Annotated in this window: 16 protein-coding genes; 4 read left to right on the top strand and 12 right to left on the bottom strand. The window is 71.5% G+C overall.

The window, feature by feature from the left end; genetic code table 11:
- Both G398_RS18010 and G398_RS0111370 read left to right on the top strand, forming a co-directional pair.
- A complete protein-coding gene (locus tag G398_RS18010) occupies positions 1-294 on the top strand; it encodes a 2Fe-2S iron-sulfur cluster-binding protein (protein WP_052571864.1) in 294 nt (97 codons plus the stop codon).
- Entirely contained in the window at positions 291-1241 is a 951-nt protein-coding gene (locus tag G398_RS0111370; protein ID WP_026853677.1) for an alpha/beta hydrolase, read from the top strand. The genes G398_RS18010 and G398_RS0111370 overlap by 4 nt, the downstream gene beginning before the upstream one ends.
- 52 nt (positions 1242-1293) lie before the next feature.
- Here the strand turns inward: G398_RS0111370 and G398_RS0111365 are convergent, their stop codons facing one another.
- The 3 genes from G398_RS0111365 to G398_RS0111355 form a co-directional block, all read right to left on the bottom strand.
- Positions 1294-2031: a CsgG/HfaB family protein gene (locus G398_RS0111365; protein ID WP_026853676.1), complete on the bottom strand. Its 738-nt coding sequence runs from the start codon at positions 2029-2031 to the stop codon at positions 1294-1296.
- A gap of 31 nt (positions 2032-2062) precedes the next feature.
- Positions 2063-2359: an HU family DNA-binding protein gene (locus G398_RS0111360; RefSeq protein WP_026853675.1), complete on the bottom strand. Its 297-nt coding sequence runs from the start codon at positions 2357-2359 to the stop codon at positions 2063-2065.
- 146 nt (positions 2360-2505) lie between these two features.
- Positions 2506-3978, bottom strand: coding sequence for a leucyl aminopeptidase (locus tag G398_RS0111355; protein ID WP_026853674.1), 1473 nt, complete (start codon positions 3976-3978; stop codon positions 2506-2508).
- 156 nt (positions 3979-4134) lie between these two features.
- On the opposite strand from G398_RS0111355, the gene G398_RS22010 reads away from it, so the two are divergent.
- Entirely contained in the window at positions 4135-5415 is a 1281-nt protein-coding gene (locus G398_RS22010; protein WP_052571862.1) for a chorismate-binding protein, read from the top strand.
- Here the strand turns inward: G398_RS22010 and G398_RS19785 are convergent, their stop codons facing one another.
- The 8 genes from G398_RS19785 to G398_RS17985 are packed head-to-tail and all read right to left on the bottom strand — an operon-like array spanning position 5416 to position 12388.
- The gene (locus G398_RS19785; RefSeq protein ID WP_052571861.1) at positions 5416-5922 is read right to left on the bottom strand and encodes an HNH endonuclease; all 507 of its coding nucleotides are present in this window, start codon (positions 5920-5922) and stop codon (positions 5416-5418) included.
- Between the two features lie 54 nt (positions 5923-5976).
- A complete protein-coding gene (locus tag G398_RS17995; protein ID WP_052571860.1) occupies positions 5977-7275 on the bottom strand; it encodes a DNA recombination protein RmuC in 1299 nt (432 codons plus the stop codon).
- A gap of 6 nt (positions 7276-7281) precedes the next feature.
- Positions 7282-7716, bottom strand: coding sequence for a tRNA (adenosine(37)-N6)-threonylcarbamoyltransferase complex ATPase subunit type 1 TsaE (gene tsaE / locus G398_RS0111335; protein ID WP_026853673.1), 435 nt, complete (start codon positions 7714-7716; stop codon positions 7282-7284).
- Positions 7709-9103, bottom strand: coding sequence for an NAD(P)H-hydrate dehydratase (locus G398_RS17990; protein ID WP_052571859.1), 1395 nt, complete (start codon positions 9101-9103; stop codon positions 7709-7711). The genes tsaE and G398_RS17990 overlap by 8 nt, the downstream gene beginning before the upstream one ends.
- Complete coding sequence (purN, locus tag G398_RS0111325; protein ID WP_026853672.1) at positions 9100-9681, bottom strand: phosphoribosylglycinamide formyltransferase; 582 nt, start codon at positions 9679-9681, stop codon at positions 9100-9102. The genes G398_RS17990 and purN overlap by 4 nt, the downstream gene beginning before the upstream one ends.
- Entirely contained in the window at positions 9678-10682 is a 1005-nt protein-coding gene (gene pta, locus G398_RS0111320) for a phosphate acetyltransferase (protein WP_157492395.1), read from the bottom strand. The genes purN and pta overlap by 4 nt, the downstream gene beginning before the upstream one ends.
- Complete coding sequence (locus G398_RS0111315; protein WP_026853670.1) at positions 10679-11035, bottom strand: hypothetical protein; 357 nt, start codon at positions 11033-11035, stop codon at positions 10679-10681. Before G398_RS0111315 ends, pta begins: the two co-directional genes overlap by 4 nt.
- Before the next feature lie 21 nt (positions 11036-11056).
- Complete coding sequence (locus G398_RS17985; RefSeq protein WP_052571858.1) at positions 11057-12388, bottom strand: aldehyde dehydrogenase family protein; 1332 nt, start codon at positions 12386-12388, stop codon at positions 11057-11059.
- Positions 12389-12534: 146 nt separating this feature from the next.
- On the opposite strand from G398_RS17985, the gene G398_RS0111305 reads away from it, so the two are divergent.
- Positions 12535-12723 (top strand): hypothetical protein, encoded by a 189-nt coding sequence (locus G398_RS0111305; protein WP_026853669.1) that lies wholly within the window; start codon positions 12535-12537, stop codon positions 12721-12723.
- 3 nt (positions 12724-12726) lie between these two features.
- Here the strand turns inward: G398_RS0111305 and G398_RS0111300 are convergent, their stop codons facing one another.
- Complete coding sequence (locus tag G398_RS0111300; protein ID WP_026853668.1) at positions 12727-14034, bottom strand: MgtC/SapB family protein; 1308 nt, start codon at positions 14032-14034, stop codon at positions 12727-12729.
- Between the last annotated feature and the right edge of the window lie 11 nt (positions 14035-14045).

Here is a 14045-nt window from a genome sequence, read left to right as displayed (position 1 = left end):
ATGGCACTGGTGGCCCGCACCCACCGGGCGGACCTCGCCATCGGTGGCAGGGGAAGCCTCATGGCCCGCTGCGTGGCAGAGGGCCTCCCCGTGGCCTCCGCCTGCTCGGGCCGGGGTGCCTGCGCCCGATGCATGGTGACCGTGCTGGAAGGGGGCTCGAACCTGAGCCCCATCCTCGCGCATGAGGCCCGCACCCTGGCCCGCCATGGGGCCGGGCCGGACCTGCGGCTCAGTTGCCAGTGCCGGGTGATGGATCCGGCCCTCCCGGTCCTGATCACCACGGGCTACTGGTGAGGCCCCGCGGCTGGGCCACCCTGGGCGCCCTGCCCCTCCTGGCCCTGGGGGGATTCGTGGCGTGGAAATCCTGGCGGGTGGCCCGGGAGCTGGTGGACCCACCCTTCTACCATCCGGTGCCCCTGGCGAGGGTGGAGGCCACCTACCGCGACCTCGCCGCAGGGGGGGACGGGGACCCCGGCGGAACCTGGTCCAGCGAGGAGGTAGGCGGTCTCCAGCTGTGGCGGCTCCGCCGATCCGCGCCATCCCCGGGCGTGGTGCTGCTCCTCCACGGCTTCGGCGACGACCGCTGGGGCACCAGCCCGGCCCTGAAGTGGTTCCCGGGGCTCGATGCCGCCATCTTCACCTACCGCCGGCGGGATGACGCCCTCCGAGGAGGCGCCCCCGCTCCCGCCGTGACCTTCGGGGTTGAGGAATCCCGGGATGTGGTCCGCATCGTCCACCACCTGGAGGCCACGGGCATCCCCCGCCGGAGGATCCTGCTCATGGGCCGGAGCCTGGGCGCTTCCGTGGGCCTGCTGGCCCTGGCGGACCTGGAGCGGGAGGGCCGGGGCCCCCTCGCGGGCCTCATCTGGGAGGGGGCGCCCGCCAGCAGCCGGAGCTTCGCCGAGCGCCTGGTGCGAGGCCCCGAGGACCGCTGGTGGCACGTCCTCGCCCCGCCCATCGGGGCCATCGCCAGCCGGGCCGCAGGCCGGATGGGCGGCTACGATCCGGCGGAGACGGACCTGCTGCGGCGCGCGGAGGGAACCCGCTTCGCCACGCCCAGCCTCTGCTTCCTGGCCACCCAGGACCGCCTGGCGCCACCGGCCGTGCAGCGGGCCATGGCGGCGCACTTCGCTTCGGGGCGGGTCATCGAGGTCCCGACCTGGCACCTGCACTGCTCGGACGTGCTGGGGGCCGGATACGCCGGAGCCATCCGCGAAGCCACCACCACCTGGTTCCAATAACGAGGAAGGGGGCCGCCGGGGCCCCCTTCTCCGCGGATCGCGCCGCCAAGATCTAATCTTCGTCGTGGGCCGCCACCGTGGCGCGCAGCAGCTTGGGCGTGATGCGCTGGACGATGGGCTCGAAGACCTTGTTCACCAGCTCCTCGTCGTACTGGACCTCGGCGCCCGTGCCCGCCACCTTCACGCTGGTGTCGGAAACCTTGTCCTCATCCTTCCAGGCGCCCAGGATCTCGCCGGTCTCCACCTCGATGAGGCGGATGTCCAGGCGGCCCGTGAACGAGGCCTTCTTCACATTCACGCTGCCGGCCACGGCGCCGGCCGTGCTGTCGCCCGTGAGCTTGCCCACCAGGGCGCCCACGCCCCAGCCGGTGCCGAAGCCACCCTCCTTGTAGGCGAAGCGGGTGACCTTGCCGGTCATCACATACTTCACGCCCAGCAGCTTGCCGATCTTCTGGACGGTGGCGGTATCCACCTCCCCGCTCTGTTGGAAATTCAGCTCCTCGCGGATCTCCGAGAGCCGCTCGCGCTCGATGACCCGGATCTTGCCCCGGCCCTTCTCCATGATCTCCGTGGTGAAGAGGTCGCGGAGCTGGTTGGAGATGGTGCCCATCTGGTTGCCCCAGCCGCCGAAGCGCCAGCCGTGCCAGGCGTCCGGCGCGGCCTTGAACTCGAGGATCGCGATGCGCGGAAGCTTCGCCTTCTCCTCCTTGGAGAGCTTCTTCTGGGCGAGGGCTGGGGTCGCGACAGCGAGGGTGGCCATCAGGGCCAGGAGCAGCTTGCGGAAACGCATGGGGACTCCGTGGGGGGTGGTGGTTGAACGGCTATTCGTCGATCAGCTTGCTGCGAAGTTCCTTGCCCAGCTTGAAATAGACCACCCGCTTCGGGGGCACCTGGATGCTCTCGCCGCTGCGGGGATTCCGGCCCTGCCGGGCCCGGCGGTCCCGCAGGCGGAAGCTCCCGAACCCGCGAAGCTCCACGCCCTCGCCCGTCTTGAGGGACTCGATGATGCTCTCCAGGAAGGTGTTCACCAGGAGATCCGCATCCTTCTTTCCCAGTTCGAGCCGCTCCATCAGGTGCCGGGAGAGGTCAGCTTTGGTGAGGGTCTCCATCGCTTCCATGGGAACTCCGAGGGGGTTGGGAACTCAGTGGATTGAAGGCAGTCCTCAATAAATCCCCATCCGAGCCCCGAGGTCAAGAGGGATATCTTCACCCATTTGAAAAAAAGGGGGGCGATGCCCCCCTTTGGCCAAGTCTCCCCGGCAGGTCAGTCCATGAGCCATTCCAGGAGGAACCGGGGGCCCTCCCCGCTGGCGCCGTGGGTGCGGTAGTCCCGCTCCTTGGCCGACCAGCCGCCCGCCAGGTCCACGTGGGCCCAGGAAGCGGCGCCCACGAACTCCCGCAGGAAGAGGCCGGCGGTGATGGTGCCGCCCCAGCGGGTGCCGGTGATGTTCTTCAGGTCGGCCAGCGGACTCTTGAGCTGCTCGGCGTATTCCTCCACCAGGGGCAGCTGCCAGAGGTGCTCGCCCGCGGCGCTCCCGGCATCCAGGAGCCGGTCCACCAGCTTCTGGTCCGTGCCCATGACCGCCGACACGCCGTCGCCCATGGCGACGAGGGCCGCCCCCGTGAGGGTGGCCAGGTCCACGATGTGGTCCGCGCCCAGCTCGGCGGCATGGTGGAGCAGGTCCGCCAGCACCAGCCGGCCCTCGGCGTCCGTGTTCAGCACTTCGATGGTCTTGCCGCTGCGGCTGCGGAGGACGTCACCCGGCTTGTAGCTGGAGCCGGAGGGCATGTTCTCCACCAGGCCCATGAGGCCCGTCACCTGGACCGGGACCTCCAGCTGGGCACAGGCGGCCAGCGTGGCCAGGACGATGGCCGCCCCGGTCATGTCGTCCTTCATGGTCTCCATGTTGGAGGCGTCCTTGAGGGAGAGGCCGCCGGAGTCGAAGCAGACGCCCTTGCCCACGAGCACCACGTGCCGCTTGGGCTTCTCCTTGGGCTTGTACTCGAGCTTCACCACCCGGGGGGGACGGACACTGCCCTGGCCCACGGCCAGCACGGAGCGGAAGCCGCCCTTCTCCAGGGCCGGCACGTCCAGCACCTCGCAGTGGAGCTTGTGCTGCTTGGCCAGCTTCACCGCCATTTCCGCGAACACTTCCGGATAGAGATCGCCCGCGGGGGTGTTGGCCAGGTCGCGGACGCGATGGCAGGCGGCCACGCCGGCCTCGATCGCGGGCAGCTTGCGCCGCGCCTTCCGCGTGTCGTCTCCGTTGGTGAAGATCTCGATGGAGGTGAACTGCTTCGCCTCCGGCTTGCCGCCCTTGAAGGCCACGAAATCGTAGTTCGCGAGCAGCGTGCCCTCGGCCACGGCATCCTGCACCGCGTCGTGATCCAGCGTGGAGGTGGACGGGGACAGCACGCCGATCTTCTTCCACTTCTTCTTGAGGCAGAAGCGGCCGGCGGTTCCCACGGCCTTGCGGATCTTGTTGAGCGTCACCTTCTCTTCATCGCCCAGGCCGACCAGCACCATCCAGCGGCTCTCCTTGACACCATTGGGATGATGCAGCGGCACAACTTCGAGATAGTCCGCCTTGAAATCCTCCTCGTCCATCACCTGGCGCGCGACCTTGCTGATGGCAAGCGGCAGGCGATGGCGTTCGCGCCCCGAGAACACGGGCACGATCAAGGCATCTCCGGCGAAGTCCTTTCCGGTCTGAGAGCTGATATCCACTGAAGGCATGGAGGTTCCTCCTGGCCCAAGAGCCTAGGTCCTGATGGAAAAAAAGAAAAGCCTGTTTTTCGTCGCTATTTGTCACAGCCTGGCAATTTATTAGTTGCAACTTTTTCAACACTAGCCAATGGAGTAGGTTCCAGCATCCGATGGGATGATGTCCCCATGGACCTCGCCCCCCGGCACCGCCGGCCCCTCCCCCTTCCCGGGCCCTGGCCCGCCTGCGCCGGCGCCCTCCTGGACCGGGGCGCGGCCTGGCTCCACACCGAGACCACGGGCGAGGCGCTCCTGGGCCTCCCGGGGGGGCCGGTCCTGGCCTCCCGGTGGTCCGGGGCCGCCTGGACCACCACCCGGGATGGCCTCCCCCGCCCCGGGTCCCCCTGGGAGGCTCTGGAGGGGGTCCAGCGGGAGCACCCGGGCCCCTGGGTCGGCGCCGCCACCTTCGAGCTGGCCTGCGACGAGGCCGCCCTCCCCCGCCAGGCCCTGCCCCCCGGCGCCCTCGGCCAGCACTGGCGGGGCCTCCAGAGGGCCCTTCACGTCCAGGTAGGGCAGGCCGAGCTGTGGTCCTGGGAGGAGGCGCCACCCGATCCGACCTGGGAGGCCCTCCTTTCCCCCGAAGCGGACCGGGCGCACGCCCCCCTGACCCTCCGGCCCCGCTGGACCGAGGCCCAGCATCGGGCCGCGGTGGAGGAGATCCGGGAGCGCATCCTGGAGGGCGGGTTCTATGTGGCCAACCTCTGTGTTCCCTTTGATTGCACATTCAAGGGTGACCCCGTGGAGCTGGCCTGCCGGGCCTTCGCCCGGGCCCGTCCCCCCTTCGGCGCCTTGCTGGACCTGGGCGAGCTCCACCTCCTCTCCCTGAGCATGGAGCGGCTCCTGGCCCGGCGGGGAGACCGGATCTGGTCCCAGCCCATCAAGGGCAGCATCCCCCTCACCGGCGACGGGGAGCGGGACCGGCTGGCCGCGGAGGCCCTGGCCGCGGATCCCAAGGAGCGGGCCGAGCACACCATGATCCTGGACCTGGTGCGCAACGACCTGGGCCGTGTGGCCCGGACCGGCAGCGTGCGGGTCTCCCGCCCCATGGCCGTGGAGCCCTACCCCACCGTGCAGCACCTGGTCAGCACCGTGGAAGCCGAGGCCCGGCCGGGGCTGGGCCTGGCGGACCTGCTGCGCTCGGTGCTGCCCGGCGGCAGCGTCACCGGCGCCCCCAAGCATGCGGTCTGCGGGCACCTGGCCCGCACCGAAGCCGCGCCCCGGGGCTTCTACTGCGGGGCCCTGGGCTGGATCGCCCCCAGCGGCGACCTGGACCTGGCCCTGCCCATCCGCACCGCCCAGATCGCGGGGGATACCCTCACCTACTGGACCGGCGGCGGCATCACCCGGCGCAGCGACCCGGCCCGGGAATGGGCGGAACTGTTCCTGAAGACGCGGGCGCTGGCGGATTGATCAGGCGGCGCTGGCCCGCTTCAGCAGTTCCTCGAAGCGCTCGAAGAGGTGGGCCCGGGGGCCCTTGGGCTGGCGTTTGAGGACCATCCCGGCCTGGTCGGGCGTGCGGCCGCCCTTGGTCTGGTTGCAGAGCAGGCAGCAGCCCACCAGGTTCTGCCAGGTGGTGGATCCGCCCTGGCACAGGGGGATGACGTGGTCCACGGTGGTGGCCTTCCTCTGGCACCCCTCGTACTGGCAGAGGTAGTGGTCCCGGCGGAGCACGCGCCGCTCCAGGCGGCCGATGAGGAGCTTGGAATCACTGCAGGCCTGGGCGTGCGGGAAAATGATGAGTTCGAGACTCCCATCCAGATTCCGGTGCCGCTCGAAGGTGGCCGGATTGAGGACATGGGCCCGACCCGCCACGACGGCGCAGAGGGCCCGCCGCCGGCTCACTTCCTGCATCGGGACATAGTTCCTGTCCACGGCGATCACCTCGCCCGCACCGTGACGCTCCCGGCCCTTCAGCATTACACCCCCGGAATGGGCCGTATCCTAAGCCAATCCTGGGATTTGTGAAGTGAATTATTCCTCGAGATTGGATAAACCAGGCATAGATTGATCCGGCGATTCTGCGGCCAGGCCCACCGCATCGGCTTCTGGCGCCGACTCCACCCCCGCCAGTTTCTTTTCCATCTGCTCCCGCCGGGCGGCCACGTCGCCCAGCTTGCCGCTGGCCTCCTCCAACTTCTTCTGGACCGCGGCCAGAGCCGTGCCGAACCGGCCGAACTCCGCCTTCACCTGCCCCAGCACCTTCCAGACTTCGCTGGTCTGGCGGCTGATGGCCAGGGTCTTGAAGCCCACCTGGAGGCTGTTGAGGAAGGCCGTGAGGGTGGTGGGGCCCACGATCGTGACCCGGCACTCGCGCTGGAGCCGCTCCAGCAGGCCCGGACGCCGCAGGGCCTCGGCGTACAGCCCCTCGAAGGGCAGGAAAAGCAGGCCGAAGTCCGTGCTCAGGGGCGGTGCGATGTACTTGTCGCGGATGTCGCGGGCCTGGGAGAGCAGCCGGTTCTCCAGGGCTCTGCCCGCGGCCTCCACGGCAATCAGGTCCCCGGTTTCGTAGGCTTCGTTGAGCCGCTGGTAGTCCTCCAGGGGAAACTTGGCGTCGATGGGCAGCCAGACATGGCCGCCCTCCTCGGGCCCGGGCAGCTTCACCGCGAACTCCACCACCTCCGGGGAGCGGGGCCGCACGCGCACATTGGCCTGGTACTGCCCCGGCGCCAGGAACTGCTCCAGCAGGGCCCCCAGCTGGGCTTCGCCCAGGACGCCCCGGACCTTCACGTTGGTCAGGGCCCGCTTCAGGCCGCCCACGTCCTGGGCCAGCCCCTGCATCTCCCCCAGCCCCCGCTGCACCTGCTCCAGCCGCTGGGCCACCTGGTTGAAGCTCTCGCCCAGGCGCTTCTCCAGGGCCTCATGCAGCTTCTCGTCCACGGTGCGGCGCATCTGCTCCAGCTTCGCCTCGTTGGAAGCCTGGATGGCGTCGAGCCGCTGCTGGACCTGCTGCTGGACCAGGCCCAGCTGGGCCCCCTGCTCGGACCGGGAGGCGCGAAGGGCCTCCTGCACCGCGGCGCTGAGCTGCCGGAAGCCCTCCGCCAGCCGCTCGGCCTGGGCCGCACGCAGCTCGCCGAGCTCCGCCGCCAGGGGCCGGATCTGGGCGGCGAGCGCCTGGTGGGACTCGGCGCGGTTCCTCGAAGCCAGCTCCTCCGCATGGCGCCGCAGGTCCTCGAAGGGGGCGGGGTCCACCGGAGGCCGCCGCAGGGCCGCCCAGACCGCCAGGATGACGGCGGTACCAGCGAAGAGAGAGGCGATCAGGGGGAGGCTCATGCCCCATCATCGCCCGGAGGGTTCGCCAGGCAGTGTCCATTCGGCATGCCGCCCCTCGCCCTCCGAGGTCAGCGACAGCTCCGCCACCCAGTCAGAGGGCCAGGGCCCGTCCTGCCCCGCCCACTCCACCACCAGCCGGTCCTCCGGCCCGATGGCCTCCTCCAGGCCCAGGGCCCAGGCACCCTCGGGGCCGGGCCGGTAGAGGTCCAGGTGGAAGAGGCGGCCGGCCGGCAGGGCGTAGCGGTGGAGGACGGCGTAGGTGGGCGAGGCCACCTCGTCCGGGTCGCCGCCCAACCCCCGCAGGAAGCCCCGGGTCCAGGTGGTCTTGCCCGCCCCCAGCTCCCCGTGGAGCAGCCAGGTGCCGCCGGGGGGCGTGATCCGGGCCAGGGCCTCGCCCAGAGCCTCGGTGGCAGTGTCATCGGCGAGGTAGCGTTCAGCCACGCAGCAGCCCCGGGAGCTGGTCCGCCAGGTCCCGCGGCAGCAGGCCCGGCCCGGGCAGAAGATCGGCGGCGGCCCCGTGGAACCAGGCCGCGGCGGCCACGGCCTCGCGCATGGGCAGGCCCTGGGCGCGGAAGCCGGCCACCATGCCCGCCAGCAGATCGCCGCTGCCGCCGGTGGCGAGGCCGGGGTGGCCCGTGGGATTGATCCACAGGTCTTCGCGGGCGCCGCCGGCCAGCACGCTCTGGGCCCCCTTGAGGAGCAGGACTCCCGGCTTGCCCATGGCCACCTGCCGGGCCTGGGCCAGACGCTCGTCCATCAGCATCGGGCGGGGCAGCCGGAACAGCCGCGCGAACTCGCCGGGATGGGGGGTGATGGCCGTGCCTGGCCGCTCCATCCAACGCCGCCCCTCCCCCTCCTGCAAGGCCGAGGCGTCCAGCACCAGGGGGCCGTCCCAATCCGGCACCTGGGCGATGCCGCCGGGGCCCGCCAGCAGCACATCGGCCTCCACGGTCACCGCCCCCTGCCAGGACCTCACCATGGCCTCGGGCACCTGGGCCGCCACCTCCGCCCGCACTTCGGGATCCGTGAGCACAGTCACCAGGCCCGCGCCCACCCGCAGGGCGCCGAGGGCCGACAGCACGGCGGCGCCGCTCATGCCCGGGCTGCCCGCACGGATGGCCACGTGGCCGAAGCTGCCCTTGTGGGCGTCCCAGGCCCGGGCGGGAAGCACCGGGCGCTCCAGGAGCTGGATGGCCGCCGATGGAACCCGGTCCAGCGGGATGGGCACCACCGTGATCTCGCCGCAGGCCTCCCGGGCGGGCATCAGGCCGTGGCAGACCTTCCGGAACCCGAAGCAGGCGGTGCGGGCCGCGCGCACGGCCTCGCCGGGGATCTCCGCCGAGCTGGGATCCAGGCCCGAGGGCAGGTCCAGGGCCAGCACCGGCAGGCCCGAGGCGTTCAGGGCCCGCACCCAGGCCAGGGCGGGACCCTCCAGGGGCCGCGTGGTGCCCAGGCCGAAGAGCCCGTCCACCACCCACCCGCGCCAGACAGCCATGGCCTCCATCGGGGCCGAGGAGGTTCGGATCTCCCCGCCCAGCCCCTTCCAGAGGCGGGCCTGGTGGGCGGCGTCGTCGCGCCATCCGGGCTGGGCCGAGGGCGACCACACCGATACCTCCCGGCCTTCCAGGCGGGCGAGCCGGGCCAGGGCCAACGCGTCTCCGCCGTTGTTGCCGGGCCCGGCCAGCACGTGGATCGGCTGCCCGACGGGAAGCAGCGCCAGGGCCCCGAGGGCCGCGTGCTCCTGCAGCACCAGGGAAGGAACGCCCCAGCCCTCGATGGCCTGGCGCTCCGCGGCCCGCATCTCGTCGGCGGTGAGGAGGGGGATCATGCCAGCAGTGTAAGGTATGCCGCCAGGGCCCTCGGGTACAGTTCCATCTCCGCCGCGTAGACCCGTTTCTGCAGGTCCTCGGGGGTGTCGCCCGGGCGGACCGGCACTCGCAGCTGGTCGAGGATCCGCCCATGGTCGTACTCCGCGTCCACCAGGTGGACCGTGGCGCCGGACTCGGCCTCGCCGGCCTCCAGCACGGCCCGGTGGACGTGCATGCCGTACATGCCCGGGCCGCCGAACCGCGGCAGCAGGCCAGGGTGGATGTTGAGGATGCGGCCTTCCCAGCGGCGCGGGACAGCCAGCTTCTTCAGCCAGCCGCAGAGGCAGATCACCTCCGCACCCGCCTCCTCCGCCGCCTGGTAGCAGGCCTCGGAAAAGGCCTCGTCGGACTCGAAGTCCCTGCGGACCATCACGGCCATGGGCAGGCCTTCGTCGCCCAGGCGCTGGATGCCCCCGGCCTTGGCGCTGGAGGCGAGCCCCAGCACCGGGAGGCCCGGCACGCGCCCCTCGCGGCAGGCCCGCAGCAGGTTCAGGGCATTGCCGCCGGTGCCGGAGATGAAGAAGGCGAGCCGCTTCACTGGAGGGCCGTCAACACCGCCACATCCGCGATGTCCTGGGCGCTGCAGCCGCGGCTCAGGTCGTTGGCGGGCCGGGCCAGGCCCTGGAGCAGCGGGCCCAGGGCCACGGCGCCGCCGAGGCGCTCCGTGAGCTTGTAGGCGATGTTGCCGGCATCCAGGTCCGGGAAGACCAGCACGTTGGCCCGGCCCGCCACGGGGGAGCCCGGCGCCTTCCGCTGGCCCACGGAGGCCAGCAGGGCCGCATCGGCCTGGAGCTCGCCGTCCACGGCCAGGTTCGGGGCCCGCTCCTTGATGAGGGCCAGCGCGGCGCGCACCTTGTCCACCTTCGCGTGCTCGGCGGAGCCGCGGGTGGAGAAGCTGAGCAGGGCCACGCGCGGTTCCACGTCCATGACCCGGCGGGCGTTCTCTGCCGAGGCCAAAGCGATGTCCGCCAGCTGCTCGGGCGTGGGATCCGGCACCACGCCGCAGTCCGCGAAGATCATGGCGCCCTGCTCCCCGAAGGCCGTATCGGGGTGGATCATCATGAAGAAGCTGGAGACGGTCTTGATGCCCGGCGCGGCGCCGATGGCCTGGAGGCAGGCCCGCACGGTCTCGGCGGTGGTGTTCAGCGCCCCGGCCACCATGCCGTTGCAGGCCCCCGCCTGCACCATCATGGCGCCGAACCAGAGGGGGTTGTGCATGGCCTCCAGGGCCTGGGCCTCGGTGATGCCCTTGGCCTTGCGCCGCTCGAAGTAGGCGCCGGCCAGATCCGCGAAGAGGGGGCTGGCCGCGGGATCCACCAGCTTGGCCCCTGCCAGGGACAGGCCCAGGGCCTTGCCCCGCTTCGCCATGTCGGCGGGGTCGCCCAGCACCGTGAGGCGGCAGAGGTTCTGGTCCAGGAGCAACTGGGCCGCCTGGAGCGTCCGGTCGTCCCGGCCCTCGGGCAGGACGATGTGGCGCTTCAGGACCTTCGCGCGCTCGCGGAATCGGGCCATCCAGCGGGCGTGGTTGGCGTGGCTCATGGGTTCCTCCGGTGTCGGGACGGGGGTGAGGGGGGATCCGCCAGGAAGGCGTGAGGGTCCTGGCCCGTGCGCTCGCAGAACGTATCCGCAAGGCTGGGGGCGCCGGAGCTGGGTTCGTCGAGGTAGAGGGTCTCGACACGGTGCATGGGGAGGAAGCGGGTCCCGAGGGCCACCTGGTCGGCCTGGCCCGAGCGCACCAGACCCAGCACCTCGTTCCAGGGGGCGAGGTCCAGGCCGCGGATGGCCACGCCGGAAGCCTCGAGGCCGAGGATGCGCCCCCACACCCGCTCCCGGGGCGAGTGCAGCACCACCACCACGAGGTCACCGGGACGGAAGGGCATGGACAGGGACATGGGTTCGGCTCCGGGGGAATCTTACAGGGCCGGGCCTTCGACGATGAGGCGGCCTTCGGTGAAGCCCTCCATCGCCCAGCGGGGACCTTCGAAGCCGTTGCCGCTGGCCCGCACGCCGCCGAAGGGGGCGGCATCCAGGCGGAAGGTGGGCGGCAGGTTGAGCAGCACCCCTCCGGCCCGGAGCTTCGTCTCCGCCAGGCGGAGGTGCCGCTGGTCCCGGCTATAGGCGCTGGCCCGCAGGCCATAGCGGGTGGTGGCGGCGCGGTCCAGGCCCTCCTCGAAGCTGGCCACGGGCGTCAGCACCGTGATGGGGGAGAAGGCCTCCTCGCACTGGAAGGGATCGTCCTCGGGCAGGCCCGCGAGAATGGCCGGCGGCAGCAGGGCGCCCTGCCGGGACCCGCGCAGGAGCACCTCCGCCCCCGCGGCCACTGCGCGGTCCAGGCCTGCGTCCATGCGGCGGGCGGTGGCCTCATCGATGAGGGGCCCGACCACCGTCGCCGGATCCATGGGATCGCCCACGGGCAGCGCTTTCACAGCGGCCACGAACGCGGCAGCAAAGGAGTCCCACAGGGCCTGGTGGACGTAGATCCGCTGGGCCTTGGAGCAGCTCTGCCCCGCCCCGGCCACGGCGGCGGGTGCCACGGCCCGGGCCACGGCCGCCGCATCCACGCCCTCATCCACCACCACGGCGCCGTTGCCGCCCAGCTCCAGCAGCAGCCGCTTGCCCGCCAGCACCTGCTCCAGGTGGCGCCCCACCCTTTCGGAGCCCGTGAAGCTCACGGCGGCGATGCGGAGATCCCGGGCCAGGGCCTCGGCGGCGGCGGGATCCGGATCGGCCAGCTGGAGCAGGCCTTCGGGAGCCTCCACCTGCCGGCGGGCCGCCTCGAAGGTCTCCCAGAGGCGCGCCGAGGTCCCGGGCGCCTGGGGACAGGGCTTCCAGATGACGCTGCATCCGGCGGCCAGGGCCGGCCCGAGCTTGTGGACGGCCAGGTTCACGGGGAAGTTGAAGGGGGTGATGGCGAGCACCGGCCCCACGGGAAAGCGCCGCAGCACCGCGCGGCACCCCTCGGCCCCGGCCATCAGGTCGTAGGGCACCGCCTCCTCGCCGAAGGTGCCCAGGGCCTCGGCGGTGGCCCGCAGGGTGGCCTCCGCGCGCCCCACCTCGCCCCGGGCCAGGGTGATGGGCTTGCCCGTCTCTTGGGTGAGCAGCCGGGCCAGATCCTCCCGCGCCGCGCCCAGCTGCCAGAGCCATGCCTCGATGAGGCCTCGGCGTCGCATCCGGGAAGCTTCCCGCCAGGCGTCGAAGGCGGCGAGACTCGCCTCCACCGTGCCATTCCCCGTCACCGCCACCATGATCCGCCCTCCCCGGAAGGCCTGAGCCGCGCCCCGCCTCGGGCCAGATTAACCGCGGCGCCCGCCTTCGAGGCTTGAGGGCGATCACATCCACCCCGCGGGAGGGCTTGGCAGCCTGCGCTAGAATCGGAGATCAGGAGCGCCACATGAACAAACCCCTCGTCCCCGCCGATCTCCTCCAGCAGGTCCAGGCCGCGGACAAGCCGGTTGCCTCCGTGGCCAGCACCGGAAAGCCGAAGGCCGACGCCCACCCCAAGCCCGTGGTCAAGGCCTCGGCCCGCCCCCAGGGCAAGAGCGGCGTGGCCCACACCCGCATGAGCAACCGCGGGAAGTAGCTTCTACAGATTCAGGGCCACCATCGCCAGGGCCGCCACCAGCGAGGCCGTGAGCATGCCCGTCAGGCGCAGGCCGAAGGCCCGCCCCCCGGAGATCCAGGCGAAGGCCGCCTTGGCGAGGGTGTTAGCGGAGATGGCGAGCACGATGGCCAGGACCGCCGTGCCCATGGGAAGGCCGGTGCTGTTCAGCTGGCTGCTCACGGCGAGGGTGATGGGGTCCACGTCCGCCACGCCGGAGAGGCCCGCTGTCACCAGGAGGCCCCGGTCCCCGAACCAGGCGCGGGCGGCCGCCGAGGCGAGCAGGACCGTGGCCAGCGCCAACCCCCAGCCCAGGGCCCGCTTGAGGTGGAAGGGGTTCCGCAGGGGCATGTCCTCGGGGGTGGGGCTCTGCCGTTCGCCCGACCGGTAGGTCCACCATGCGGCCCCCAGGAGCGTCACCACCATGGCCACCATGGGGAACAGGAGGGCGCGGAACAGGCCCGGGCCGCCCACGACGCCCGCAAGGATGGCCACGCGGATGCCCATCACCGCGCAGGCCAGCATGACTGCCACCTGGCCGGGTTCCCGGAGGCTGGGATCCTCCTTGGCCTGCCTGGACATGGACACCGTGACCACGGTGGAGCTGACCAGCCCCCCCACCAGCCCCGTGGCCACGGCGCCCCGCTGGGAGCCCAGCACCCGGTTCAGGGCGTAGCCGAGGAAGTCCACCGCCGCGATGAGGGCCACCATCCAGCCCACCTTCTTCGGAGAGAGGACAGCCCAGGGGTCCATGGTCCTCGAGGGCAGCAGGGGGAGCAGGATGGCGAAGACGATGAGGAGCTGCATGGCGGCCGTCAGGTCCTCGCGGTGCAGCCGGGGGATCCAGGCCCGGATCCAGGGCTTCGAGAGCAGCAGGAGGGTGACGATCACCGCCACGGCCACCGCCAGCAGCGCATCCCGGGTGAGGAGCATACCCAGGAGCGGCGCGGCCAGGGCGGCCACCTCCGTGGTGAGCCCGCGGTCCGGCGAGCTGGTCTGGTGGTAGAAGAGGCCGATCAGGATCGCGGCGAAGGCCTGCACGGCGATGGGCAGGGCCAGGCCGTCACCCCCGGCCTTCACGGAGATCCAGCCCAGCAGCGTCAGCAGGGCGAAGGTCCGGGCGCCCAGGGCGCCATGGAGGATCCCAATCTGATCGGACTCGCGGCGCTGGAGGGCCTCCTGGCTTTCCCGGGTCCGCTCCAGGCCGCTGCTTTCCCGCTCCAGGCCCATCATCAGGCCCAGGGCCACGGCCATGATGGCTTCCTTCAAGGTGGAGAAGTCGAGGGTCAGCATGGGGCGCTCCC

Source organism: Geothrix fermentans DSM 14018 (assembly GCF_000428885.1).
Lineage (GTDB): Bacteria > Acidobacteriota > Holophagae > Holophagales > Holophagaceae > Geothrix > Geothrix fermentans.
Note: the sequence above shows the minus strand (reverse complement) of the source record. Positions and strands in the feature narration are given on the sequence as shown.

Excerpts from the sequence above, each read along its gene's own strand:
- G398_RS0111355 (WP_026853674.1), bottom strand. The coding sequence starts at position 3,978 with ATGCCTTCAGTGGATATCAGCTCTCAGACCGGAAAGGACTTCGCCGGA.
- G398_RS0111300 (WP_026853668.1), bottom strand. The coding sequence starts at position 14,034 with ATGCTGACCCTCGACTTCTCCACCTTGAAGGAAGCCATCATGGCCGTG.
- G398_RS0111305 (WP_026853669.1), top strand. The coding sequence starts at position 12,535 with ATGAACAAACCCCTCGTCCCCGCCGATCTCCTCCAGCAGGTCCAGGCC.
- G398_RS22010 (WP_052571862.1), top strand. The coding sequence starts at position 4,135 with ATGGACCTCGCCCCCCGGCACCGCCGGCCCCTCCCCCTTCCCGGGCCC.
- G398_RS0111365 (WP_026853676.1), bottom strand. The coding sequence starts at position 2,031 with ATGCGTTTCCGCAAGCTGCTCCTGGCCCTGATGGCCACCCTCGCTGTC.
- G398_RS0111315 (WP_026853670.1), bottom strand. The coding sequence starts at position 11,035 with ATGTCCCTGTCCATGCCCTTCCGTCCCGGTGACCTCGTGGTGGTGGTG.
- G398_RS17990 (WP_052571859.1), bottom strand. The coding sequence starts at position 9,103 with ATGATCCCCCTCCTCACCGCCGACGAGATGCGGGCCGCGGAGCGCCAG.
- G398_RS18010 (WP_052571864.1), top strand. The coding sequence starts at position 1 with ATGGCACTGGTGGCCCGCACCCACCGGGCGGACCTCGCCATCGGTGGC.
- G398_RS19785 (WP_052571861.1), bottom strand. The coding sequence starts at position 5,922 with ATGCTGAAGGGCCGGGAGCGTCACGGTGCGGGCGAGGTGATCGCCGTG.
- pta (WP_157492395.1), bottom strand. The coding sequence starts at position 10,682 with ATGAGCCACGCCAACCACGCCCGCTGGATGGCCCGATTCCGCGAGCGC.
- G398_RS0111360 (WP_026853675.1), bottom strand. The coding sequence starts at position 2,359 with ATGGAAGCGATGGAGACCCTCACCAAAGCTGACCTCTCCCGGCACCTG.
- G398_RS17995 (WP_052571860.1), bottom strand. The coding sequence starts at position 7,275 with ATGAGCCTCCCCCTGATCGCCTCTCTCTTCGCTGGTACCGCCGTCATC.
- G398_RS17985 (WP_052571858.1), bottom strand. The coding sequence starts at position 12,388 with ATGGTGGCGGTGACGGGGAATGGCACGGTGGAGGCGAGTCTCGCCGCC.